The sequence below is a fragment of the Candidatus Accumulibacter cognatus genome (assembly GCF_000584975.1).
Lineage (GTDB): Bacteria > Pseudomonadota > Gammaproteobacteria > Burkholderiales > Rhodocyclaceae > Accumulibacter > Accumulibacter cognatus.
On sequence record NZ_JDST02000016.1, the window covers coordinates 14,747 to 38,032 of the forward strand.

At 62.7% G+C, this 23,286-nt stretch carries 17 protein-coding genes; 8 read left to right on the forward strand and 9 right to left on the reverse strand.

The window, feature by feature from the left end:
- Positions 1 to 89 precede the first annotated feature (89 nt).
- The 5 genes from AW06_RS03930 to AW06_RS03955 all read right to left on the reverse strand — a co-directional run bounded on the left by AW06_RS03930 (position 90) and on the right by AW06_RS03955 (position 9,959).
- Positions 90 to 3,362 carry a DUF1156 domain-containing protein gene (locus AW06_RS03930; protein ID WP_273704358.1) on the reverse strand — a complete coding sequence of 1,091 codons (3,273 nt, stop codon included), beginning with the start codon at positions 3,360 to 3,362 and terminating at the stop codon, positions 90 to 92.
- Positions 3,363 to 3,382: 20 nt separating this feature from the next.
- Positions 3,383 to 4,000, reverse strand: a complete 618-nt coding sequence (locus AW06_RS03935; RefSeq protein ID WP_034945906.1) for an NYN domain-containing protein — start codon at positions 3,998 to 4,000, stop codon at positions 3,383 to 3,385.
- 205 nt (positions 4,001 to 4,205) lie between these two features.
- A complete protein-coding gene (locus AW06_RS03945) occupies positions 4,206 to 7,787 on the reverse strand; it encodes a helicase-related protein (protein ID WP_034945911.1) in 3,582 nt (1,193 codons plus the stop codon).
- Positions 7,788 to 7,890: 103 nt separating this feature from the next.
- A complete protein-coding gene (locus tag AW06_RS03950; RefSeq protein WP_034945914.1) occupies positions 7,891 to 9,285 on the reverse strand; it encodes a heavy metal sensor histidine kinase in 1,395 nt (464 codons plus the stop codon).
- Entirely contained in the window at positions 9,282 to 9,959 is a 678-nt protein-coding gene (locus tag AW06_RS03955; RefSeq protein WP_034945917.1) for a heavy metal response regulator transcription factor, read from the reverse strand. The genes AW06_RS03950 and AW06_RS03955 overlap by 4 nt, the downstream gene beginning before the upstream one ends.
- Positions 9,960 to 10,236: 277 nt before the next feature.
- Here AW06_RS03955 and AW06_RS03960 point away from each other — a divergent pair, with 277 nt between their 5' ends.
- The 5 genes from AW06_RS03960 (at position 10,237) to AW06_RS03980 (ending at position 18,345) form a co-directional block, all read left to right on the forward strand.
- Positions 10,237 to 11,490, forward strand: a complete 1,254-nt coding sequence (locus tag AW06_RS03960; protein ID WP_273704359.1) for a TolC family protein — start codon at positions 10,237 to 10,239, stop codon at positions 11,488 to 11,490.
- Positions 11,487 to 13,142, forward strand: a complete 1,656-nt coding sequence (locus AW06_RS03965) for an efflux RND transporter periplasmic adaptor subunit (protein WP_034945922.1) — start codon at positions 11,487 to 11,489, stop codon at positions 13,140 to 13,142. Before AW06_RS03960 ends, AW06_RS03965 begins: the two co-directional genes overlap by 4 nt.
- Positions 13,143 to 13,166: 24 nt before the next feature.
- Positions 13,167 to 16,298, forward strand: a complete 3,132-nt coding sequence (locus tag AW06_RS03970) for a CusA/CzcA family heavy metal efflux RND transporter (protein WP_034945925.1) — start codon at positions 13,167 to 13,169, stop codon at positions 16,296 to 16,298.
- Positions 16,299 to 16,515: 217 nt separating this feature from the next.
- Positions 16,516 to 17,094 carry a Uma2 family endonuclease gene (locus AW06_RS03975; RefSeq protein ID WP_273704360.1) on the forward strand — a complete coding sequence of 193 codons (579 nt, stop codon included), beginning with the start codon at positions 16,516 to 16,518 and terminating at the stop codon, positions 17,092 to 17,094.
- A gap of 396 nt (positions 17,095 to 17,490) precedes the next feature.
- The gene (locus AW06_RS03980) at positions 17,491 to 18,345 is read left to right on the forward strand and encodes a transposase (RefSeq protein WP_034945928.1); all 855 of its coding nucleotides are present in this window, start codon (positions 17,491 to 17,493) and stop codon (positions 18,343 to 18,345) included.
- Between the two features lie 360 nt (positions 18,346 to 18,705).
- Here the strand turns inward: AW06_RS03980 and AW06_RS03985 are convergent, their stop codons facing one another.
- Complete coding sequence (locus AW06_RS03985; protein ID WP_034945931.1) at positions 18,706 to 19,122, reverse strand: type II toxin-antitoxin system VapC family toxin; 417 nt, start codon at positions 19,120 to 19,122, stop codon at positions 18,706 to 18,708.
- Positions 19,122 to 19,349, reverse strand: coding sequence for an AbrB/MazE/SpoVT family DNA-binding domain-containing protein (locus AW06_RS03990; protein WP_034945933.1), 228 nt, complete (start codon positions 19,347 to 19,349; stop codon positions 19,122 to 19,124). Before AW06_RS03990 ends, AW06_RS03985 begins: the two co-directional genes overlap by 1 nt.
- Positions 19,350 to 19,651: 302 nt before the next feature.
- On the opposite strand from AW06_RS03990, the gene AW06_RS19850 reads away from it, so the two are divergent.
- Complete coding sequence (locus AW06_RS19850) at positions 19,652 to 19,795, forward strand: hypothetical protein (RefSeq protein ID WP_171047423.1); 144 nt, start codon at positions 19,652 to 19,654, stop codon at positions 19,793 to 19,795.
- 268 nt (positions 19,796 to 20,063) lie between these two features.
- Here the strand turns inward: AW06_RS19850 and AW06_RS19855 are convergent, their stop codons facing one another.
- The gene (locus AW06_RS19855) at positions 20,064 to 20,519 is read right to left on the reverse strand and encodes an OmpA family protein (RefSeq protein WP_171047424.1); all 456 of its coding nucleotides are present in this window, start codon (positions 20,517 to 20,519) and stop codon (positions 20,064 to 20,066) included.
- Positions 20,520 to 20,596: 77 nt separating this feature from the next.
- Entirely contained in the window at positions 20,597 to 21,100 is a 504-nt protein-coding gene (locus tag AW06_RS04000) for a MarR family winged helix-turn-helix transcriptional regulator (protein WP_046536081.1), read from the reverse strand.
- 165 nt (positions 21,101 to 21,265) lie between these two features.
- On the opposite strand from AW06_RS04000, the gene AW06_RS04005 reads away from it, so the two are divergent.
- Together AW06_RS04005 and AW06_RS04010 are read left to right on the forward strand one after the other, a co-directional pair.
- Positions 21,266 to 22,495 carry a cation:proton antiporter gene (locus AW06_RS04005; protein WP_034945937.1) on the forward strand — a complete coding sequence of 410 codons (1,230 nt, stop codon included), beginning with the start codon at positions 21,266 to 21,268 and terminating at the stop codon, positions 22,493 to 22,495.
- Positions 22,492 to 23,274 (forward strand): type 1 glutamine amidotransferase, encoded by a 783-nt coding sequence (locus AW06_RS04010; protein ID WP_034945940.1) that lies wholly within the window; start codon positions 22,492 to 22,494, stop codon positions 23,272 to 23,274. Before AW06_RS04005 ends, AW06_RS04010 begins: the two co-directional genes overlap by 4 nt.
- The last annotated feature ends 12 nt before the right edge of the window (positions 23,275 to 23,286 follow it).

Here is a 23,286-nt window from a genome sequence, read left to right on the forward strand (position 1 = left end):
CCCAATAATGAAAGTCATGACCGTTTCCCTCACCCCCGCCCCTCTCCCACAAGGGGCGAGGGGAGGTTCGTGAGTCGCTGACGCGACTTTCACGAGTAAGCGATCTCGATTTGCGCCGCACTGCCCAGCGAGCGCAGGTAGTTCTGCAAGCGCTCCAGGATCGAGCATTCTTCCGTGCAGCCCTCGGCGCGGCTCTTTTCGATCAATGCCTGAATCAACTGGATGAACACCTGGCTGCGACGCAACGCGCGGTTGTCGAGAAACTCGTTGACCTTGACGACCTCGCCGGCTACCCAGAGCTGCATCAGCCTGTGCACCTGGTCGATCAGCGGAACCGCGCGACCGCTGGCCGTTTCCATCCCGAGCGAGCGGTGCTTGCGGGCGCGCCAGTCCCGGAGCTTGTACTTGCCGCCACCGCCCGAAGACGGCGATTCGTCGGCATCGCCGTCCTCTTCGTTCTCGGCGTCCTCCTCGTCTTGCGCTGCTGCCGCACTGCCGCTGCGGGCCAGCAATTCGTACTGGTCGGCTAGCTCACGCTCGGACAGGCCACAGGACACGGCGTAGAGGATGCACGGACCGGCCGGCGCCTCCTTCAGGCCGAAGTCGTTGCGGTGCAGCAGGTAATAGGTCGTCACATCGTCCAGCGGATGGTCGCCGGGCGTGGGCTCGCCCTGGCCATGCGACAGCACGCGGCCGACGACAAAATCGACCACGATGCGCCGCACGTGGCCGAGGAAGTCGGTGACCGACATCAGAGCACCCGCCTCGGAGACCTTCTTTACGGCCGGATAGCGGCTGTACGACTCCAGGGCCGGACCAGTGGCGGCCCAGATGAAGTCCGGCCCGCGGATGCCGGCGTCCCAGAAGTCGCGCAGCCTGGTCGTGATGCTGGCCTCCATTTCCTTGAGCACCTGCGTGTCCCAGCCGGCGCGGGCGAGCGGGTCGCGCTTCTTACAGACCAGCCAGACGGAGGACGAGAGGGCAGCAGAGGACAGTGCGCGTGTGCGGTTGCCCATTTCGGTCTGGATGGGCCAACTGCCGTCCACGACGAAGCCTGCCTTGATGATGGCCCCGACGAGCGTCTCCCAGGCATCCGGGTGCTTGTGAGCAAAAACGATCACCAGCCGCCCGTCTGGGTTCAAGGCGCTGTGGCAGGCCTTGAACGCACGGGCCATTCCGTCTTCGTAGTTACGCTTGGAGGCTTGCTTGTCGCCATCGAAACGCGAAGCATCATCGATCAGTTCGCCGTCGTTGTGCTCATGGCTCCACTTCGGGGCTAGAGGCTCGGAAAAAGCGGCATCGATCTCTGGTGACAGGCCGGATAGGGTGCGGCGCAACCAGACGTAGAAGAAGTCCATCAAGTCCGAATACGGAATTGCGTCGTAGTACGGCGGATCGGTCAGGACAACATCGAAGCCAACATCTTTCTCACGGATGGCGGAGCCTTTGAGAATGGTGGGCATCGGTGCAGCGGCGGCAAATTTGGCCGCATGTTCCAGATACTGGACAGCCCATTCAACGCCACCGGGATAGCCGCCCGATGAATCTGCTGTAGGTACAGATTCAGCGAAGTCCCATGTTATCGGAAGGGCAAACCGTGCGAACGTGTTGCGGATCTTGTCCCAACCAACAGTCCACGAACAGAGGGTACTCCCTCGATCAGCGACCTTGTCGATGGCTGTGGTAAGCAGTGCAAAGATGGCCTGCTGCTGTGGCTGGCTATAGGAAGTGAACTCGGGCTGCGCACGCAGCATGCGCGTCGCGCGGACAAACGAGGCAATGCAAATCAGTTGGCGCGCGGTAAAGAGCTTCTGCCATTGGTCAAAGCCGTAAAGTGGCGTGGTGAATGGCGATCCGCCTCCCTGACGGCTTCCCCCGAGTGGGATCGGCTCATTCGGCAACCCATGTGGAATCATGGCAAACGCTGCATCGAGTGCCTCACGGGCTGCCCGTGGGACTTCGAGTTCCACCCGCTTCGGGAGGCGATACTCCTTGCCGCCAGGAGTGTCGACCACGATGGCCGTGAGCGTTTCGCCCAGTCGCCCCGCCTGACCCTGAAGGCGCAGATCTTCAGGCGTCATGATCGTGCCGCAGCACGGGCAGCTTGCCCCGGCCCGGCTCATCGTTCCTGCGCCCAGCTTCTTGTCGTATTCCCGCCGCTGCGCCGGATTGCCGCCTTGTGGTTTGGCGTTATGGTCGATACCGAACGCAACGCCGGATTTATCCTCCAGAGGGCGCATGGTCAGCACCACCCGCTTGGCTTCCTTTTTGGTCAGCCAGCGCGTTTTCAACAAGGGCATCGTCGCCCGGCAGGCCTTGCAGCGCACCGTACGCGCCCACAGGTAAGCGACCGTGGGCTTGGCCACCCAGCGGGGGTTGGCCGGGTTGGCGAGGTAATCGGTATCGAAACCGGCATTGAGCAGATCGATCTGCGGTTCGCCGGCTTCGTTGACGGGCACCGGCTTCAGCGGCTCATCCGTATCGAGTTCAACCCGACGGTAAGGCTTGAGGGTGCAATACTCGGCGTAGGTCGGATAGAAGCGCGCCAGTTCCTTGCGAGCCTCGCCCAATACCCAGCGCCCCCAGGCGCGAACGTGCCAGGCCAGATCGGCTTCGAGCAACTCGGGTGCCAGTCCATCGTGTTCCAGCAGGCTGAAATTCTCACCGCGCGCGACCTCCTCCCCTCTTGCTACCGGCAGCACGGCCTGTTCGTTGGCCAACGTGCGCAAGTGCCGCCTGATCTCGGCCGGCGTCAGTCCCCTGGCCTTGAAATAGTCAGCCATGAATGCCGCATCGTGCAGGGCAAACGGTGGCAACGAGCGGGTTTGCCCTGCGAGCTGATGCGGATACTCCAAGGTGCACTTCAAAATGAACCACGCGACCGGGTTGATATCGACCGCCGTCACCTCACAGCCAAGACGCATGGCCTCCAGCGGAATCGCGCCGCCACCGGCGAAGGGGTCGAGCACGCGTGGTGCACGCCCACCGTAAGTCTTGCGAATCTCCTCACGAAACCAGGCCATGTCGGGGCTGGTTTCGCGCCCCCAATGCAGGACGCCGCCGTTGGTCTCCAGCGACTCGATCTCCTCGACCCGACCGTTCGGCATCTTCTTGTTCTTGAGCGTCTTGTTGAGTGTGCCGCCCAGCCGCTTGAGGAGTTCGTCACGCTTCTCCTTGTCGCCCGGATCGGGCAGCAGGGTCGCTATCAAGGCCGCACGGCAAGCCGCCAGGGGTCGACGCGCCGGCCAGATGTGCAGCGTGGAGATGTGCCCGTGGCGCACGTTCTTCTCGTGCACCGAGTCAATGGAGGTCTGCCTGAGCGGAAAGGCCACCTCGATGAGACGCTTGTCGTTCTGAGGCATGCGGATACTTTCTGTTGGGTTCAGCGCCATGTGGCCGGGCGCTGCAGCATGAAGCCGTCCGGCTTGACGATGGAATCGGGAAGCTGGTTGGCGCGCAGCTTGTCTTCGCCGATGCTGAGGTAGCCGCTCGCGCAACGCTTGAGTTCGCTCGAATAGCGCCGCGGCGGGAACGCGACGATGACTCGCTTGGCGGGGAAGCGCTGACGCACGCGATGGATCGAGGTGGTCAGGTCGCTGTCACCCGAGATGACCAGCGCGACATCGAAGGCATCGTCGAGTGCGTCGAGGAGCAACTGGATGGCGATGTTGACGTCGGTCATCTTCTCTTCGTAATCAGGCCACGAGGCGTGGCACTTCCGGCACTCGCGGGTCTTCTCGAGGTAATGGCCGAACTGGCATTGAACACCTTGCAGGGCCACGGCTTCGAGGTAGTCGTTCTGCCGTTTGCGGTCTGCCACGTTGTGGCCGTTGTCGCGGATGCGCGCCGTGAAGTAATGGGTGGCCACAAGCTGCTGGCCGGGCTTGAGCAGGCTTGCTGCGAGCGCGGCGGCATCTAGCCAATAGTACCGCTTGAACCCGGAATGCTTCAGTCCGAAGTACAGGTTGAACCCGTCCACGTAGGCAACTACGCGCTCCATTCACGCCTCCCAGGACTGTACGAGCGCTTGACGAAGGCCCAATCCGCATGGAGAATATCAGTCCTAACCCCGCCAGCGATAGCATCGCCGGCCCGACGCCCCGCAAGGGGCGTCTCTCTTTGTGGCAACACCAACCCCGCCGGAGATCGCATCGCCGGCCCGACGCCTCTCTCGTGGAAGCATTTCTCTTTTTGGCCTTCGGTGTTCATTCGACGACCTCCGCTGCGTTGGCGATGTCGCTGTACGCGATGACCACGCTGCCGCGTGCCTTGGCGATCAGCTTGGCGAAGGGGTCCTGCACCCTGAGCAGCCGTGGCTGCATGCCGCCGCAGTCGAACACCGCATAGAGCCAGTAGCGCTCGCGCAGGATGCAGGCGCGGGCCCATTCGTTCTCGGTCAGCTCGATCTCGCCGACACCCACCCGCCCCTTCACCTCGATGCCGCGCTCCTCGCTGGCTCGCCTGGACATCAGGTCGAAGCCCGGGTAGTCGTTGAGGCCGGCCAGGCGCGCCTTCGGGGGTGTGGAGACATCGCGTACATCGGCGCCTTGGGCGGCTTCAAAGGCAATGGCCACATCAATGGCAATGCGTTCGACTTCGGCGTCCCGCGCCTTGATGTCGTCGGGATCGGTGGATGGCTGAATGAGCGCGGTAGCCAGCATCTCGACGCGGCCAGCCTGGATCAGCTCAAGCTCGCGCCGCGCCTGAAGCAGCGCCAGTTCGCGCCGACTGGCGAGGCTTCGCTGTTGCGCCTTGATCCGCTCCAGTTCGGTATGCGCAGCGCGTTGACCATCGCGCGCCTTGTCGGTGAAGCGCTTGCGGGCGGCAGCAAGCTCGGACTCCTGGTAGTCGAAGGCGCGTTGCAGGTACTCCTCGGTGTCCTTCAACTGGTTGGTCGCACTCATGCGCTGCAAATCGGCCAGTCGGGTGGCGAGCTCACGTTGAATGTGCTCCTCGGCGGCAAGGCGCCAAGTGTTGCTCCTGGCCAGGAAGACGACGCTGCCGGGGTTGGACTTCGAAGCTGGCCGCAGCAGCAGAAGATGCTCAACCGGCGCCTCGATCAAGCGACCATCGGCGTATTGCTTGATCGCAACCAGCCGCTGTTCTATGACGTCGATGGCATTGAAGCGTGGGATGCCTGGATCGATGCCGCGCACGATGGTCACCCGGGCAACATGAAAGAGGTACGGGGCGGTGGCACTGACGTCGGTGAATATCGCACCCCGCTGGCCTGCCGAACGGGCGTGCTCGATGGCGATGGCGGACAGCCGCTCGAACACCGGTTCGCCAGGGTGAATGAAAATGGCGTCGCGCCCGTCGTCCGGGCGATGGACGGTGAAGCGCTTGCGTGCCGACTCCGGGTAGTTTTCGAGCAGGGGCAGCAGGCTTTCCAGCACCCCCCGCCTGCGCGGCCGCATGAAGAACTGGCTGTCCAGGTCGCCAATGAAGTCGACCCCGATCACCGGCGCCGCGTGCTCCAGGTAGCGGCGTACATAGCCGGGCAGCAAGCGCCGCATCTCCTCGATGGCCATCGCCTCACGAAGCTGCGGCAGGTCGGTCAACACCTCCCTGCCTTTGCCGTAGATCGTCTGTTCCCGCACTTCGATCGCCCTGATCTGTTCCGGCGTCAGTTGGCCAGCCAGTTCGAGCGCCTTCCTGTCGGCCTCATCATCCGATTCCACGGCGCGCTGGATGTAGTCGGTGATCGACATCCCCTCGAAGATACGGCCGACCACGTCGAACACCTTGTCGGATCCGAGCTGCTTGCGGATCTCCTCCAGCTTGTCGAGCAGCGTCTTGATGACGCGCCCTTCGCGGGTCTTGCCGGCAACCAGATTGATGATCGCGACACGGTCGCGCTTCTGTCCATAGCGGTGAATTCGGCCCATCCGCTGTTCGAGGCGCGCCGGGTTCCAGGGCACGTCGTAGTTGATCAGAATCCAGCAGAATTGCAGGTTGATTCCCTCGGCTGCCGCGTCGGTGCCGACGAAGAAGCGTGCGCCCTGGCTTTCCGCGTCGTGAGCCTTGCGGAAGCGCTCGACCTGCGCATCGCGCTCTTCAAAGCCCAGACCACCATGGATGTACGCCACCTGGTCGGCGTAACCCATGCCTTCCAGACGGCGCCTGAGGAATTCGAGCGTGTCCCGGTGCTCGGTGTAAATGATGACCTTCTGGTCCCGGTACTGCGGCGCGCGCAGCAGTTCTGCCATGCGCTCGAATTTCGACTCCTGACCGCCGTTGAGCACCGCTTCGGCCAACGCGATCAGATCTTGAACCTGGCTGTGTTCATCGATCAGTTCGGCCAGGCTGGTGGCGACGAATGCCCCGAGTGCCTCGGCTTCGGACTCTTCGTGTTCTTCCTGGCCCGCCGCAGAGGTCTCTTCGTCGCCTGTCTTGACAGCCAGGACGTCGACGAGGCTCCCTTCACGGACCTTGCGGTTCAGACGCTCCTGCTGAGCGCGCAGCTCCTCTTCCGGAATGCGACCGGACTGGATGTCATCGATCAGCGCGTCGAGCTTGGCGTGGCGATTGCGGAGCGAACACAGCAGGGTCCAGGTACTGCTGGCCATCCGCCGCTGGAAGACCGTCATCGCAAACCGGGCAGCCTGGCGGTTGAGCAGGCGGGCTTGGTTGTAGTAATGGCGTATGTAGGCGGTTGTGCGGTCGTAGAGGGCCTGCTCGCTCGCGGTTCCCGTCGAGAGGTCGTAGCTGACCGTGTCGCACACGCGTTCGGCATACAGCGGCTTGCCGCGAAGATCGACCATCTCCTCCTTCACTCGCCGGATGAAGTAGCGGTCGCGCGATGCACGCGGAAACCTGGTGAACGCGGTTTCGGTGCTGAAGAGGTCGGGCTCCAGGAGGCGCCATAGGCAATAGTATGGGTACTCCTTGCCCATGTGCGGCGTTGCCGTGAGCAACAGAAGATGATGTGCGACCCAAGGCAGTCGCCAGTCGTCCGGTAATTCACGCACGCCAGCGATGGCTTCGGCCAGCCGGTAGCGGTCAGTCGGCCGGAAGCTGCCATCGGGATCACGATTGGCCGAAAGCTTGTGCGCCTCGTCAAAGACGACGAGGTCGTACGGCAAAACCCTGGGGTCGCGCAGGGCGTTGAACAGTCGCGGAGCGCGCAGGCTGTCAACGCTCACGACAACCAGATCGCTGTCCTTGCCGGCGAATGGGTTGCCGTCCTTGGTGTCCGCACCAACAACGATGTTGAACTGAAGCTGGAAGAGTTTGCGCAACTCCCGGTACCAGTTGCCGACAAGGCCTGCTGGCGCAACGACCAGGACGCGCCGGATCGTGCGGCGAGACAAGCTCTCCCGGATGTAAAGCCCCGTCATGATCGTCTTGCCAGCGCCGGCATCATCGGCGAGCAAGAAGCGTAGTCGTGGCTGGGGCAGCATCCTCTGGTAGACGGTAATGCGCTGGTGCGGAAGGGGATCGATTTCGCTGATTTCTGTGGCGAACGCGGGATTGAACAGATGCCCGTAAGACAGCCGCTCACCCTCGACCAGCACGCGCAGGGCATTGGCATCGCCCAGGAAGTCGAGCCGCCCAAGCTCTCCCTGATCGATGGGCACTTCACCGCTAGCCGCACGCCGTTCACCGGCCAGCCCGGACTCCTTGGCCAGAAGCTGCTGCAGTTTGCCAAGCCCCATCGCCGAAGGCTTTGATTGCGCGTTTTCCCAGCGGTTGAGCGTGACGAACGAAACCCCCAGCAGTCCGGCGAACTGCTGCTGGGTGAGATCCATTCTCTTGCGAAGATCGCGGATTTGATTCGGCTTCATATTTGTTCGCATGCGGCGATCGTCAATTTATATCACGTGATATAAATTGACGCAAATATTCTTTCGGATGAAACGTCGGGAGCCTGGATAGCTGTACTCTGGCTCAAGCCGGAATGTTCAGCCGAAACACCGTCACGCCGTGGCTGGAGCGGGCTTCGACACTGCCCCCGTGGGCACGCAGGATCGAACGGGTAATCGCCAGGCCCAGCCCGGCGCCGTCGCTGAAGCGTTGCCGGGAGGAATCCGCACGGTAGAAAGGTTCGAACAGTCGCGGCAAGTGCTCGGCAGCAATCGTCTCGCCGGTGTTCTCGACCGACAGCCGTACCCAGTTTTCGCCGGTTTGCTCCAGACGCACGGCCATCCCTCCTCCGGTGGGCGTATGCCGCATCGCGTTCGAGAGAAGATTGTTGATGGCCCGGCGCAACATCAGCCGGTCGCCCGAAACGACGGCGCTGCCCGAGCAGGATAGGGAAACGTTCTTCTCCTCGGCAAAGGCCTCGTAGAATTCAAACAGCCCGTTCACTTCCGCGCGCAGATCGACGGCTTCCCGGTGCGGAATGATCAGCTGGTTTTCGGCCTTGGCCAGAAAGAGCATGTCCGAAATCATTCGCGACAGGCGTTCGAGTTCCTCGGCGTTCGAGGCCAGAACCTCCTGGTATTGTTCGGCTGTCCGGGTTCTGGAAAGCATCACCTGGGTCTGGGTCAGCAGATTGCTGACCGGTGTCCGCAGTTCGTGCGCCAGGTAGGAAGAAAAATCCGAGAGGCGCCGGAAGGACTCCTCCAGGCGTGCCAGCATGTCGTTCAACGTCCGGGCCAGGGCAATCAGTTCGACCGGAACGGAATCGACCGGCAAGCGGGCATTCAGCCGCTGCGCGGTGATCGCCTCCGCCTCGCGCTTGATCGTCTGCAAGGGCGCCAGCCCCCGGCGCACCGCGATCCAGCCGAGGAGCCCGATCGACAAGGCGGCCAGCACCATGAACGACCACAGGGTGGTCCTGAAGTCGCTCATGAAGTGCTCATGGTGCGAGATTCCGGTCGCCACGGCCACGACTGCCGGCGGTGCGCCCTCGATGCTCGTCCGGGCAAGACCGGAGATGCCGCGCAGAGGCTGCTGGTCGCGATTCTTCCAATGAACCGGATGCCGGGAAGCAGGCTCGACGCCCCGGTCCAGAAGAGTGCCCGGAAACTCGGCGCCAGTCGTGGCGAACAGCGTTTGGCCGTCTGGCGCGACGACGACCACGGCGAGCCCAGGGTGGCCGACCAGGGAATCCTCGAGCTGCCGCGGCATGGCTTCGAGGTCGGCCGTGGAGCGAACTTTCTCGAGGGCATGCCGGGCCAGTTGCAACTTCCCGTTCAGAATCTCCATGTCCAGTTCTTCGAAATGTCGTTCGACCAGGTTGGCAATGAGCACGCCGAGGAGCAGCAAGACCAGGGTGGACGCCGAGGCGAACAGCAGGGTCAGCCGGAAGCTGATCGATTGCCGCCGGACTGGCCTCACTCGCCGCTTTCCAGTACGTAGCCCATGCCGCGCACCGTGCGGATCAGTTTGTCGTCGAAACCCTCGTCCACCTTGAGCCGCAGGCGCTTGATCGCCACCTCGATCACATTGGTGTCGCTGCCGAAATTCATGTCCCAGACTTGCGAGGCGATCAGCGAACGGGGCAGGACTTCACCCTGCCGCCTCAGCAGCAACTCCAGCAAGGCAAACTCCTTGGCCGTCAGATCGATTCGCCGGCCCGATCGGGTGACGCGTCGGCGCCGCAGATCGAGTTCCAGATCCGCCGCGCGCAAGAACCCCGATTCCCTGACCTTGCCGCCTCGGCGCAACAGCGTGCGGACGCGGGCAAGCAACTCGGCAAAGGCAAACGGCTTGACCAGATAGTCGTCTGCGCCGAGTTCCAATCCCTTGACCCGATCATCCACCGCGTCGCGGGCGCTCAGGAAAAGGACCGGCATGTCCTTGCCCGCTCTGCGGATGCCCTGCAGGATTTGCCAGCCGTCGATTCCCGGCAGCATGACATCGAGAATCACCAGGTCATAGGCTTCGGTCAACGCGAAGTGCAGGCCGTCCAGCCCGTTGCTCACCAGATCAGCCACGAAACCCGCCTCGAGCAATCCCTGTTTGAGGTAAGTCCCCGTTTTCGGTTCGTCTTCGATGACCAGGATCTTCATCGTCGTTCTCCATTACCCTCTTTGCCCATGGCGCATTTTGTGCCGTATGATCAGCCTTTCGGCAAAGATTACCGAAATGTAATCTGCGCGTCAGCGTCCGGTTGGGAAGGCTTCCTTATACTGCGCCACGCGCCTGGCAAGCGGGGGCTTTGCCGGGAGCCCACCGGAGAAACCGGCTGCGACCGGGGGCCAGGACAAGCGTGATCATCCGATGGACACGGCATCATCGACAGGAACCATTCAAGCATTGGGAGACGGCATGCGTGGAGGCAAATCCATGAGGACATTCGCCTGCTGCCTGCTGCTGGGTCTGGCGACGCCGGTCCTGTCGCAGGAGGTCGCCATCGGCCGCACGGTCGAGAGCCTGCTCGAATTCGCCAAAGTTCGCAATCCCGAATACGCGGCCATGCAGGCGGAAGCGGACGCGGCGGCGGAACGGGTCACGCCGGCAGGCGCCCTGCCCGACCCGAAGTTCAGGATGGAATTGCGGGACATCACCCACGCCGGCGAGCAGAACCCGACGCTCTCCCCGAGCCGCGTCGGCAGCACGAAGTACCTGCTGTCGCAGGATCTTCCCTGGTTCGGCAAACGCGACCTGAAACGCGAGGTGGCGGAATTCGAAGCGGCGAGTGCCAGGGGACGCGCCTTGGGCACCTGGTCGGAAATCACGGCCAGGATCAAGACGACCTACGCCCAGTGGTACTCCGTTCAGCGCAATGAGCGCCTGACGCAGGAAATCCTCGACCTGATGCGACGCCTCGAAAAAATCGTCCAGACGCGCTACGCAAACGGTCTGGCGACCCTGCAGGACCTCATTCGTGCACAGGTCGAACAGACCAGGCTGCGCAGCGAACTGGTGGCCCTGGAAACCGAGCACCACCACCTGCGCACGCGCCTGAACGTCTTGCTCGCCCGGCCCGCGGCAGCACCGCTGGCCGCACCGGAGAAGCTGCGCCCGCTGCCGCCACCGGCGCGGCTCGATTACGCCACGCTCGAAGAACGTGTCCGCGTCCGTAATCCGCTACTGGCGGCCGAAGACGGCAAACTCCAGGCAGCGGAAAAGAACCGGGAACTCACCTACAAGAACCGCTACCCGGATTTCACCCTCAGCGCCGGACCGATCCAGTATCAGAGTGCGATCCGGGAATGGGATGTGATGATCGAAATGAACATTCCGCTGCAGCAATCCTCGCGACGCGCACAGGAACGCGAATCGGAGGCGATGCTGTCGGCGGCGCGCGCGCGCCGGGAAGCGAGCACTTACCAGGTGCTTGCCGACCTGGCAGAGAATCTGGCCGCCATCGACGGCGCGCGCCGGAGCGAAGCCCTGGCCACCAATGACCTGCTGCCCGAGGCCGAGCTGACCTTCCGGGCTGCGCTCGCCGGCTACGAGAACGGCAAGCTCGATTTCGCGATGCTGCTCGATGCGCAGCGGCAGATTCGGCAGGCCAGACAGGACCAGATCAGGGCGCAGGCCGAAGGACAGGCGCGCCTTGCGGAAATTGAACGTCTCCTGGGAGAAGATCTATGAAGCAGGGCGCGCGCATTGCCGCCGGCGCTTTGGCGGTCGCCGCGCTGGCAGCCGCTGCGGGCTATTGGGCCGGCACGCGGAATCCCCCCGGCCATCCGGAAGCCACTCGCCAGACGGCCGCCCCTGCCGGCGACCCGGCGGCAAAGGAACGCAAGATCCTCTATTACCGCAACCCCATGGGTCTGCCCGACACCTCGCCGACCCCGAAGAAAGACTCCATGGGAATGGACTACGTTCCGGTCTATGCGGACGAAGCCGACGAGGAGGCGGGCGCAGCGAAGCAGCTCAGGATCAGCACCGAAAAGGTTCAGAAGCTCGGCGTCAGAACCGAGACCGTCCGCCTGCGCTCGCTCGACCGGATCGTTCGTGCGGTCGGTCGCATCGAGCCCGACGAAGGCCGCCAGTATGCGATCGCCCCCAAGTTCGAGGGCTACGTCGAGCGCCTGCAGGTCAATGTGACCGGTCAGAGGGTCGGCAAGGGCCAGGTGCTGTTTGAAGCCTACAGCCCGGAACTGGTCTCTGCCCAACGCGAATACGTGCTCGCCACGCAGGCGGCGGAATCGCTGCGCCCGGCCGGCAGCGAAACCCGCGGCGGCAGCGACATGCAGCAACTGGCTGCGGCAAGCCTCACGCGCCTGAAAAACTGGGACATCTCCGACGAGCAGCTCAAGGCCCTGGCCAGCTCCGGAGACGCCCGGCGCACGCTCAGCTTCCGCTCGCCGGTTGCCGGCGTCGTGACCGAGAAGAAAGCCGTGCAGGGCATGCGTTTCATGCCCGGCGAAACGCTCTATCAGGTGGCCGATCTGTCTACGGTCTGGGTAATCGCCGAGGTCTTCGAGCAGGACATCGGGCTGGTGCAAACCGGTGCGCCGGCCAGGATCAAGGTCAACGCCTACCCGGAGCAGGTTTTCGAGGGGACCATCCGCTATATCTATCCGACGCTCAAGGCGGAAACCCGCAGCATTCCGGTCCGCGTCGAGCTGAGCAATCCGGGCATGCTGCTCAAACCCGGCATGTTCGCCCAGGTCGAGCTGGCGGTGGCCGCCAGGGGCCAGGTGCTGACCGTGCCGGTCTCGGCGGTGATCGACAGCGGCACGCGCCAGATCGTTCTGGTGCAGCTTGCTGAGGGTCGCTTCGCGCCGCGCGAGGTGAAGCTCGGTGCGCGCAGCGATGACCAGGTCGAGGTGCGCGACGGGGTGCGCGCCGGCGAGCAGGTGGTGGTCGCCGCCAACTTCCTGATCGACGCCGAAAGCAACCTCAAGGCGGCTGTCGGCGGTTTTGCCCAGGCGCAGCCCCCGGCCGGCGAATCCACCGCCAGGATGGCTCCGGCAAACACGGGACACCGGGCGGAAGGCCAGGTCGAGTCCATCGACGCGGGTAGCTCCGCGCTGCGCATCCGTCATGGCCCGGTCGAAAGCCTCAAATGGCCACCGATGACCATGCAGTTCCAGCTTGCCAACGAATCGCTGCGCAAGGATCTGAAGCCCGGAGCGATGATCTCCTTCGAGTTCGTCGAGCGCGGACCGGGAGAATGGGTGATCACTTCGGTCAAGCCGGCGGTCAAGCCGGCGGTCGAGTCGGCAATCAAGCCCGCGGCCAGAACCGGAACCGCTGCGCAGGCCAATCCGCACGCGGCGCACGCCGGCCACTGACGGCAACCCACGGAGCCCTTCGCCATGCTGGCCAAACTCATCGACTGGTCGAGCAGGAACCGTTTCCTGGTCCTGCTGGCCACCCTGTTCGTCATCGTCGGCGGCATCGTCGCCATCCTCAGGACGCCGCTCGACGCACTGCCCGACCTCTCGGACGTGCAGGTCATCGTATACACCGAATACCCCGGCCAGGCGCCGCAGGTGGTCGAAGACCAGGTCACCTATCCGCTGACCACGGCGATGCTGTCGGTGCCGAAAGCGAAGGTCGTGCGCGGCTTCTCGTTCTTCGGTGCGTCCTTCGTGTACCTCATCTTCGAGGACGGTACCGACATCTACTGGGCGCGCTCACGCGTGCTCGAATATCTCAACTTCGCGTCCAGCCGCATGCCCAGGGGGGTGACGCCGCAGATCGGCCCGGACGCGACCGGCGTCGGCTGGGTCTATCAGTACGCGCTGCTCGGCAAAGACAGGAGCCTCGCCGAGTTGCGCAGCATCCAGGACTGGTATCTGCGCTACCAGCTCAGCAAGGCGCATGGCGTCGCCGAAGTCGCATCGATCGGCGGTTTCGTTCAGACCTACCAGGTGACGGTCGATCCGGTCAAGCTGCGCGCTTACGGCGTGCCGCTGCGGAAGGTCGTGCAGGTCATCCGCGATTCCAACCGCGACGTCGGCGGCCGCGTCGTCGAAATGGCCGAAACCGAGTACATGGTGCGCGGCAGGGGCTACCTGCGCGGCATCGGCGACCTCGAAGCGCTGGTGGTCAAGAGCGACCAGGGAACGCCGGTGCTGATCCGCGACATCGCGCGTGTCGAACTGGCGCCCGACGAGCGGCGTGGCCTGACCGAACTCGATGGCGAAGGCGAGGTGGTCTCCGGCATCGCCATGGCGCGCTACGGCCAGAATGCCCTCGAAGTGATCCACAACCTGAAAACCAGGATCGCCGAACTCGGCTCCGGCCTGCCCGAAGGGGTGACGGTACAAACCGTCTACGACCGCTCCGAACTGATCCACCGCGCCATCGCCACCCTCCAGAGAACGCTGATCGAGGAATCGCTGATCGTTGCGCTGGTCTGCATCGTTTTCCTGCTGCATGTGCGCAGCGCGCTGGTGGCGATCCTGATGCTGCCGGTCGGCGTGCTGATCGCCTTCATCGCCATGCGCCTGCTCGGCATGAACTCCAATCTGATGAGCCTCGGCGGCATCGCCATCGCCATCGGGGCGATGATCGACGCCGCCATCGTCATGATCGAGAACGCCCATAAGCACCTGGAGCGGCTGCCCCCGCAGCATTCCCGGCAGGATCGCGCCGCCGCCATGCTGCTGGCGTGCCAGGAAGTGGGACCGGCGCTGTTCTTCTCGCTGCTGATCATCACCGTCTCCTTCCTGCCGGTCTTCAGCCTGGAAGGCCAGGAGGGGCGGCTGTTCTCGCCACTCGCCTTCACCAAGACCTTTGCCATGGCCGGCGCGGCGATCCTGTCGGTGACGCTGGTGCCGGTGCTGATGCTCGGGCTGATCCGCGGCCGGATCCTTCCGGAAGCGAGAAATCCGGTGAACCGCGCGCTGATCTGGGGCTACCGGCCGATCATCGCCGGCGTCATGCGCTGGAAGAAGCTGACCATCCTGGCCGCGCTGCTGGTCCTCGGCATTTCGATCTACCCGGCTTCCAGGCTCGGTTCCGAGTTCATGCCGACGCTCAACGAAGGCACGCTGTTCTACATGCCGACTTCGCTGCCGGGCATGTCGATCACCAAGGCGGCCGAGCTGCTGCAGACCCAGAACAAGATCATCAAGAGCTTCCCCGAGGTCGAGTCGGTCTTCGGCAAGGCCGGGCGCGCCAACACGGCAACCGATCCGGCGCCGACCGAGATGTTCGAGACGGTGATCAACCTCAAGCCGGAATCCGAATGGCGCCCCGGCATGACCACCGACCAGCTGATCGCCGAACTCGACCGGGCCCTGCAGTTCCCCGGCGTCGCCAACGCCTGGACGATGCCGATCAAGGCGCGCATCGACATGCTGTCCACCGGCATTCGCACGCCGATCGGCATCAAGGTCTTCGGCAAGGATCTCGACGAGATGGAAAAGCTCGCCAAGGCCATCGAGACGGTCGTCAAAGCCGTGCCCGGAACGACCAGCGCCTTTGCCGAACGCATCACCGGCGGCTTCTACCTCAACATCGAACCCGATCGCGAACAACTGGCGCGCTATGGTCTGGCGGTCGGCGACCTGCAGGAGGTCATCGGCACGGCGCTCGGCGGCGAGATGGTGACCACCACCGTCGAGGGGCGCGAACGCTTCGGCGTCAGCGTTCGCTACCCGCGCGAACTGCGTTCCGATCCGCAGCAGATCGCGCGTGCCGTACTGGTGCCAACGATGGACGGCGCCATGGTGCCGCTCGGCCAGGTGGCCCGCGTCGAGGTGACGAAAGGCGCACCGGCCATCCGCACCGAGAACGCCCTCCTCTCGGCGTATATCTTCGTCGACATCCGCGACCGCGACATCGGCGGTTACGTCGCCGACGCCAAGAAAGCGGTGGCGGAACAGGTCAGGTTCCCGCCCGGCACCTACATCACCTGGAGCGGCCAGTTCGAGTACATGGAGCGCGCCCTCGAGAAGATGAAGATCGTCATCCCGCTGACGCTGCTGCTGATCTTCCTGCTGCTCTACCTCAACTTCAGGCGCCTGACCGAAACGCTGATCGTCCTGCTATCGGTGCCGTTCGCGCTGGTCGGCGGCGTCTGGCTGATGTGGGGGCTCGATTACCACCTGTCGGTCGCGGTTGCCGTCGGCTTCATCGCGCTGGCCGGCGTCGCGGCGGAGACGGGCGTGGTGATGCTGATCTATCTCGACCATGCCTGGCAAGCGGTCAGGGAGAGCTGCCGCGCCGCCGGGCGGGAACCGGGGGTCGCCGACCTCTACGCGGCGGTGATGGAAGGCGCCGTCGAACGGGTGCGGCCGAAAATGATGACCGTCGTCGCGATCATGGCCGGCTTGCTGCCGATTCTATGGGGCACCGGCACCGGTTCCGAGGTGATGAGCCGCATCGCCGCGCCGATGGTCGGGGGGATGATTTCGTCGACCGTCCTCACCCTGGCGGTGATTCCGGCGATCTATGCGCTGGTCCAGGAGGGGCGGCTGCGGCGCGGGATCGGGTAGTTCGGGTTTCTGGCACGGCCATGCCGCGCCACCCTCGGCGTTCGCCAGACTGGCCATGCCGGGGGCTGCGGTGGCTGGCGCCGATCTTTGCCATGGCGTCGAATTTTATTCCTTGGTTCTCCACTGTCCACGACCGACACGCCTGGATCGAAACGCGATTGCCGCCAGGCGAATGCCGGACTATCATCTCGTTTGTCATCGAGCCTGGGAACCTGCCATGCCCATCCTGCTGGAAATCCGCGAACGTGCTGCCGTGCCTTATCACCGCTGGTCGGTGGAGGAGTTCCATCGCATGGCCCAGTCCGGTTTGCTGGATGAGACCGACCGCGTTGAGTTGATCGATGGAGAATTAGTGGATATGGCGCCGATAGGCAGCAGGCATGCATTTCTCGTCGACCGATTTGCCGAGTGTCTCGGCAGCGGCCCTTCCGCCAGTTATATGGTGCGGGTGCAGAACCCCATCGTCCTTGACGAACGGAGCGAACCTCAGCCGGACATTGCCCTCGTCAAACGCGCCAACTATGCCGACCGACACCCGACACCCGCTGACGTCCTGTTGATCGTCGAGGTTTCCGACACCACCCTCGATTACGACCGCGATGTCAAGCTCGCGCTCTATGCGCGCCACGGCATTCCCGAGGTCTGGCTGTGTGATGTCAAGGCCGGCGAACTGGCGGTCTTTCGCGAACCCATCGAGGGGCAATACCGCCTGATGCACAAGCCGACGACCTCCGAAACAGTAGCACCGCTGTGGGTGCCTGTGGTCCGAGTTGCAGTGGCGGACGTTCTGGCGTGAAGGAAATGACGAGGCGTTGGGGGGAGCGACAGCGAAAAAGACAAGGGCGGTGGAGTGCCTACCCCAGCGCGCAGCGCTCTAGTTCAACGTCAACGCTCAGGCGACGGCCGCGGCTTCTGGCGGCCGCTCGCCTGAAACGAATGGTTGAGCATGGATGCATGATTTCAAGACATGACCCCGCAGCTTTCTCCGCCGGTTATGGTGCGGGTGCAGAACCCCATCGTCCATAACGAACGGAGCGAGCCGCAGCCGGACATTGCCCTCGTCAAACGCCCAGAGGCCGGGGTCACAGAGGCCGGGGTCACATTACCACAGAGGCCGGGGTCAGGTCTACCACAGAGGCCGGGGTCAGGTCTAACATTACAACACAAGACGAATAGATGCTACGCTTGGCGTATGGCTAGACCGCTCAGGCTCGAATTCTCTGGGGCCGTTTATCATGTCACGTCGCGCGGGGATCGAAGGGAAGCGATTTTCCTGAACGATGCGGACCGCATCGACTGGCTGGATGTGCTGGGCGTTGTTTGCGCTCGATTCAACTGGGTCGTGCACGCCTTCTGTCAGATGACCAATCACTATCACCTGCTGCTGGAGACGCCGGATGGCAATTTGTCGCTCGGGATGCGGCATTTGAACGGCCTCTACACGCAGCGCTTCAACCGCCGCCACGGCCTGGTCGGGCACCTCTTTCAGGGGCGCTACCAGGCGATCCTGGTGCAGAAGGAAGTCTACCTGCTGGAGCTGACTCGTTATGTGGTCCTGAATCCGCTGCGCGCCCGGATGGTCGATTCGCTCGATGATTGGCCCTGGAGCAGCTTTCCGTTCGTTGTCGGCCGGGAAGCTCCGCCACCATGGCTGGATGTGGACTGGCTGCTACGGCAGTTTGCCCCGGAGCGCGACGGAGCTCGCCGCGCTTATGTGGAGTTTCTGCTGGCTGGCAGAGGTTTGCCGAGTCCCGTTCTAGAAGCCCGCCAGCAGTGGGTGCTGGGCGATCGCGCTTTCGTGGAACGGCATTGCCAGAAAGGCATTCCGGAGCAATTGCGCGAGGTCTCGAAGGCTCATAGGCGCGCAGTGGCTTTACCGCTCGATGAGTACGCGATGCGCTACCCCGAGCGAGATCTCGCCATGGCTCGGGCCTACCAGTCCGGTGCCTATACGATGGCGGAAATCGGCCGACATTACGCGGTGCACTACATGACCGTCAGCCGCGCCGTGCGCAAGTACGAACTGCAACAAAGAGTGACCGGGTAGGGCTCGACCGAGCTTCTCCGTTGGTGTTCGCACGGACAACGTCAAACCGTCGTCCCGCCGAACCGCCCACAGGCGATCGCCAGCCGACGCCGGCTTTAGATCAGGTATATGCCAAGGCGCAGCGCCAGGTCGACGAATCGATCCCGCTGCGGCGGACTCGCCAGCGGCGTCTCGTGCAGAAGGCGCCGGATCAGCAATCCGCGAAGTTCAAGGGGCCAGGCTCAAATAGTGAGCCGTAGCAAGAAATAAGGGGCCACGTTCGCTTTATCCAGCGAAAATCAGGTAAAGAAGTGGGCCTCTTGTTGTCTTTCGGCGCCAGGGGGATCAGCAGACAAAACACGCCTGCCCCTTTGATTTCCACTACGGTATCGAGTCGGGGGCGATCAAGCGTAGCTCGGGAAAGTAGCTGCGATAACGGCGGGCATCCCGGGTGAGCAAGGTCAGCCCGGCAACCTGGGCGTGGGCGCCAATGTAAAAGTCAGGCATCGGGGCGGTTTTGGTCCCGCCTGCACGGCGGTAGGCGACAAAAGCTCGCCCAGCGCGGAATGCCGCCTCCCAGGGAAGGTCGGCGCGCTCCAGCAGCATATCGGAGAGGATCGAGGCGATCTGCGACTCCGAATCGGCATAGCCGGCCAACTCCGCGTAGATGATGGGGTTGATGAACACCGCGCCATCGTTCGAGGCGGAGATGAGCTGGGCAGCCGACCAGGCGTACCATGGGGAGTCCGGGTCCGCCGCATCGATGATGACGTTGGTGTCGATGAGATAACTTCGCATCAGTCCTCACCCCGGGTTTCGCGCATGATTTCATCAGTGGTCATGCCGCAGCCCTTGAAAGCGCCACGCAGGCGCTCAACGAGTTGCTGGCCGCGTGTTCCTCCCTTGGGCATGAGCCGGACAACACCGTCCTTGAACTCGAACTCCACCTCCGTATTCGGCATCAGGCCGGCCTGTTTGCGAATTTCAACAGGAATGGTCACCTGACCTTTGCTGGTGATGCGCATAGTTTTCCCCCTTCTTGCTGTAAGAAGTAAGAATAGCACGGCATTACGTTGGCGACAGCGTCGTGGAACGTCTACCGCCGGAGCATTCGCAGCCCGATCGCGCCGGCCACTGGGATTCGCTCATCGTCGCGGCGGCGCTGGCCGCAGGCTGCGAAATCCTTTACTCCGAGGACATGCGATACGGGCAGGTATTCATTGAGTTAAAGGGGCCAGGCTCGAATAGGGTGCCGTAGCCCTCGATCGGATGGCTCCAACGGGTCAATGGCGACGTCCAACATCCGCGGCGGGAGACTGACAACCGTATGGCCACAAGTCGCTTCGATCTTCTGAATGTCGGCGCAGATGGCGCGGAGCTCGAAATTGAACCTTCGCGCATGTTCAGCGCGACTTCCAAACTTCGTCAGCAGGGGATGAGCCGTATCGCCGCGCCGATGGTCGGGGGATGATTTCGTCGACCGTCCTCACCCTGGCGGTGATTCCGGCGAATGATGCGCTGGTCAAGGGGGGGCGGCTGCGGAACAGGCTTGCGTAGTTCGGGTTACGGACACGGCAATGCCGCGGCAACCATGCCGACCGACTCCAGGCACCCGCCGTATTGTGTTGAACAGGTGGGAGCTGCGTTTGCTGGAGTACGGTTTCTTCTACAACCAAGGCGGTTTCCGGGAATCCAGATCCCTAAATTTCCCTTCCTTGCCGAACACGACTCGAACCGCTTTACCGAATACCATAGATCACTTCCACCCGGCGCATGATCTGGCGGCATTCCGTTGTTCTACAGGCTGGCATTGCTTCCCCTCGACCGGCGCTATAGCGACGCAAAGGATGAATCTGATTCTTGGGAACGCCGTAGGTGCGAAGGAGCTTGGCGACCGCTTCGATACGCCGCTCCGCTATCGCCAGATTATAGGAGGCACTGCCCAGGTCGTCCGTGTAACCGGCCAAGGTCACCACCTGCGCCGGATTAGCCTTCAAGCGCACTGCATGATGCCGCAGTTTGTCCTGCCCCGCCGTATCGATACGGGTTGCGCCCTTGGCGAAGTAAATGCTGTTAGCTTCCTCCAGGTCTGCAGAATCCGTTTCCTTGGTTGAGGGCGCATCCAATGGGGTATCTGGGGCTGAAGAAGCATCAAGCGACTGTTGCGGCATCGGCTCTGAGGGTGAGATGGCCACGGTACTGCATCCGATGAGCATTACGCCATAGAACAGCCGTATCAGGCTGGAGAGCCTGGACACGATCCGAGCAGGCCTCATTTCGGATCCGTCAGCATGTCTGCCAGCGGTATGCTGGCGAAGGCATCGTCTCGACCGGGCAGATGCCGTATCAACTCAAATAGATTGATATACAATGTTTGCAGGGCGACTTCCGGCATGGCGGCAAGCGCTTCGGGAAGGACGCCTTCTGCGGACCCTGGTAGCGCCGCGATGGCCTTCAAACCGTCGGGTGCGAGCTGGAGACCGACCCGGCGCTGATCTTCCTGCTTGCGCGTCTTGATCAGGCATCTTCGGACGACCAGTTTTTCAACCAGTTGACTACAGGTAGACTGGTGTATCCCCAAGCGCGCAGCGAGATCTGTCACGCCAAGCCCTGGGCAGCGATGCACTTCCTGCAGAATCCACATCTGTGAACCGGGAAGCCCACAACGATCTTCCACCTCACGGAAATACTGGCGCATCGTGCCGTAGATTACACGGAATTGTTGTAGAACCGCCAAGTGGACCGGCGGTGTGGCGACCGTCAAAAGAGGTGTCATCGGGCTTGAGGCATTGCTCTCGTCGAGATAGAAAGACTATTATATTCACCATCAATGTAATTTCGATGGATTTTTTGTACCTGCACCTCTGGCGACGGCATAGCGCCAAGGCCACTGGTCACGTTTTTGTTGCCACTCAGAGCACCGATAAGGGTCCGCGACTCGATGTTCAATTCGATCCAGATTTTCGGCATGGCGCTTCTTGGCGGCCTGGGTGCGGGCGAGTTTTCGCGTCGTGCGCTGGCCTTACCACGAACCACCGGCTACGTCGTATTTGGATTGCTGGTCGGCCAGAGCGGACTGGCTTGGATAGTGCCTTATCACGTCGAGTCCAACCAGCTTTTCATCGATCTGGCATTGGGCCTGATTCTGTTCGAATTGGGCTATCAAGTTCCGCTGGTGGCTGTCAGCGAAGGATGGAACCGACTGAAATCGGGGTTATTGATCTCTCTGACCACCGGAGCCACCGTACTACTAGCGCTTCTGGCAATGGACTTCTCCGCCAGCTCCGCAGTGTTTGCGACAGCCCTTTGTCTGGCCACTTCGCCAGCGATCACGATTGCGACCTGCAGCGATGTGGGCGCCAGAGGAGAAAAAACCGGCTTGCTGTTCACCATGGTGGCAATCGATGGATGCATTGCCTTGGTTGTCTCTACCTGGTCAATGCCGCTTCTGGTCGAGGGTGGGGCGATTTACAGCCTTGCCGGTGCCTGGAGGGCGACGCAGGAAGTCGGTGGGGCCGTGATGCTTGGTGGTGCCTGCACTGCGCTCGTCCTGACCGGCGCTCAACTCCTGGGACGGCGTTCCGAACACCAGCACCTGTTGATTCTGGGAACCATCGTCCTGGGCGTTGGAACCGCGATCCACCTCGACATTTCCGCGTTTCTGCCCATGTTGCTATTCGGCTACCTGACGCGCGCCCTGGATCGAAACAAGCAGGTCGTTGCCATTCGGATTGCCAGTGATGCCCGGATTTTTCTCGTCGCCACGTTTGTTCTGGCCGGTGCCGCGCTCGACATTGGGGTTGTCGTGGAGAGCTGGCCGGACGCTGTCCTGGTGATCATCGCGCGCTTCGCCGGGCAACTCGCAGGCGTTCTCTTGAATCGCAATCGCCTCCGCTTGGGAACCGCATCTTCAATCTACCTGTCGATTGGCTTACAGCCAATGTCAAGCATTGCTCTGGTTCTTCTTGCCAACATGCAGACGCTCTACTCCGGGCTTGAGCCACGACTGACGGGCGCCTTGCTGGCGACGATTATTCTCATGCAGTTGTTCGGCCCCTTGGCCACGCAGACGGCGATCAAGGGCTTCGGCGAGGCAACCCATCTGCAATCGGACGACCCGGCAGCAGAGAAACCTGCCTCCCAACAAGGTTCCTGTGGAGACAAATCATGAGCAGACGCCCTTTACGTATCGGTCTCTCCGCGCGCATCTACCATCCAGTGGTCGGCGCCACGGGTTTGCAGTCGAAGTCCTTGCAGTACCTCGAGCAATCGGTGGCGCACTGGGTGATGTCCCGCGACGTGATGGTGTTCATGATTCCCGCGGTCAGTGGCGACGCCATGGTTCATCGCAGCAGCATCCGGCTCTCGGACTACCCGGAGTATCTCGATGGCCTCATTCTCCAGGGCGGTGCCGACATCAGCCCACAAAGCTACGGCGAGGAGCCATCGCACCCCGACTGGGCTGGCGACCGGGTGCGCGACGCCTACGAAATGGAACTTCTGCACGAATTCATGGAAGCCGGCAAGGCGGTTCTTGGCATCTGTCGCGGTGCCCAACTGATCAATGTGGCGCTTGGCGGGACACTCTATCAGGACATCGCGACACAGATCGAAGCGGCAGGCGAGCACGTCCATTCCGACTACGACCAGCACAGCCACGCGGTCGAGTGGGCTGCAAAGTCCGGCCTGGCAAAGCTTTATCCGGGCAAGACCGGCGGGCGGGTGGTGTCGATACATCATCAGGCGATCAGAGCATTGGGTCGGGACCTGCGGGTCGAAGCGCGCAGCACCGGAGACGGCCTGATCGAAGCCATTCGCCTGCAAGGCAGGCCGTATGTTCTTGGCCTGCAGTGGCACCCGGAGTTCCATCCCCCCGGCAGCGAGGATCTGTTGGACTGCACGCCAATCCTCGACGAGTTTCTCGCCTCCGCGCGCGGCCGACTCTGGTGAGCGGGACGAACC

Bases quoted from the DNA above. Each gene is read 5' to 3' on its own strand.
- AW06_RS03945 (WP_034945911.1), bottom strand. From the start codon at position 7,787: ATGAAGCCGAATCAAATCCGCGATCTTCGCAAGAGAATGGATCTCACC.
- AW06_RS03955 (WP_034945917.1), bottom strand. From the start codon at position 9,959: ATGAAGATCCTGGTCATCGAAGACGAACCGAAAACGGGGACTTACCTC.
- AW06_RS04000 (WP_046536081.1), bottom strand. From the start codon at position 21,100: ATGACACCTCTTTTGACGGTCGCCACACCGCCGGTCCACTTGGCGGTT.
- AW06_RS03960 (WP_273704359.1), top strand. From the start codon at position 10,237: ATGAGGACATTCGCCTGCTGCCTGCTGCTGGGTCTGGCGACGCCGGTC.
- AW06_RS03965 (WP_034945922.1), top strand. From the start codon at position 11,487: ATGAAGCAGGGCGCGCGCATTGCCGCCGGCGCTTTGGCGGTCGCCGCG.
- AW06_RS04010 (WP_034945940.1), top strand. From the start codon at position 22,492: ATGAGCAGACGCCCTTTACGTATCGGTCTCTCCGCGCGCATCTACCAT.
- AW06_RS03980 (WP_034945928.1), top strand. From the start codon at position 17,491: ATGGCTAGACCGCTCAGGCTCGAATTCTCTGGGGCCGTTTATCATGTC.
- AW06_RS03975 (WP_273704360.1), top strand. From the start codon at position 16,516: ATGCCCATCCTGCTGGAAATCCGCGAACGTGCTGCCGTGCCTTATCAC.
- AW06_RS03985 (WP_034945931.1), bottom strand. From the start codon at position 19,122: ATGCGAAGTTATCTCATCGACACCAACGTCATCATCGATGCGGCGGAC.
- AW06_RS03935 (WP_034945906.1), bottom strand. From the start codon at position 4,000: ATGGAGCGCGTAGTTGCCTACGTGGACGGGTTCAACCTGTACTTCGGA.
- AW06_RS04005 (WP_034945937.1), top strand. From the start codon at position 21,266: ATGTTCAATTCGATCCAGATTTTCGGCATGGCGCTTCTTGGCGGCCTG.
- AW06_RS03970 (WP_034945925.1), top strand. From the start codon at position 13,167: ATGCTGGCCAAACTCATCGACTGGTCGAGCAGGAACCGTTTCCTGGTC.
- AW06_RS03990 (WP_034945933.1), bottom strand. From the start codon at position 19,349: ATGCGCATCACCAGCAAAGGTCAGGTGACCATTCCTGTTGAAATTCGC.
- AW06_RS19850 (WP_171047423.1), top strand. From the start codon at position 19,652: ATGGCCACAAGTCGCTTCGATCTTCTGAATGTCGGCGCAGATGGCGCG.
- AW06_RS03930 (WP_273704358.1), bottom strand. From the start codon at position 3,362: ATGCCTCAGAACGACAAGCGTCTCATCGAGGTGGCCTTTCCGCTCAGG.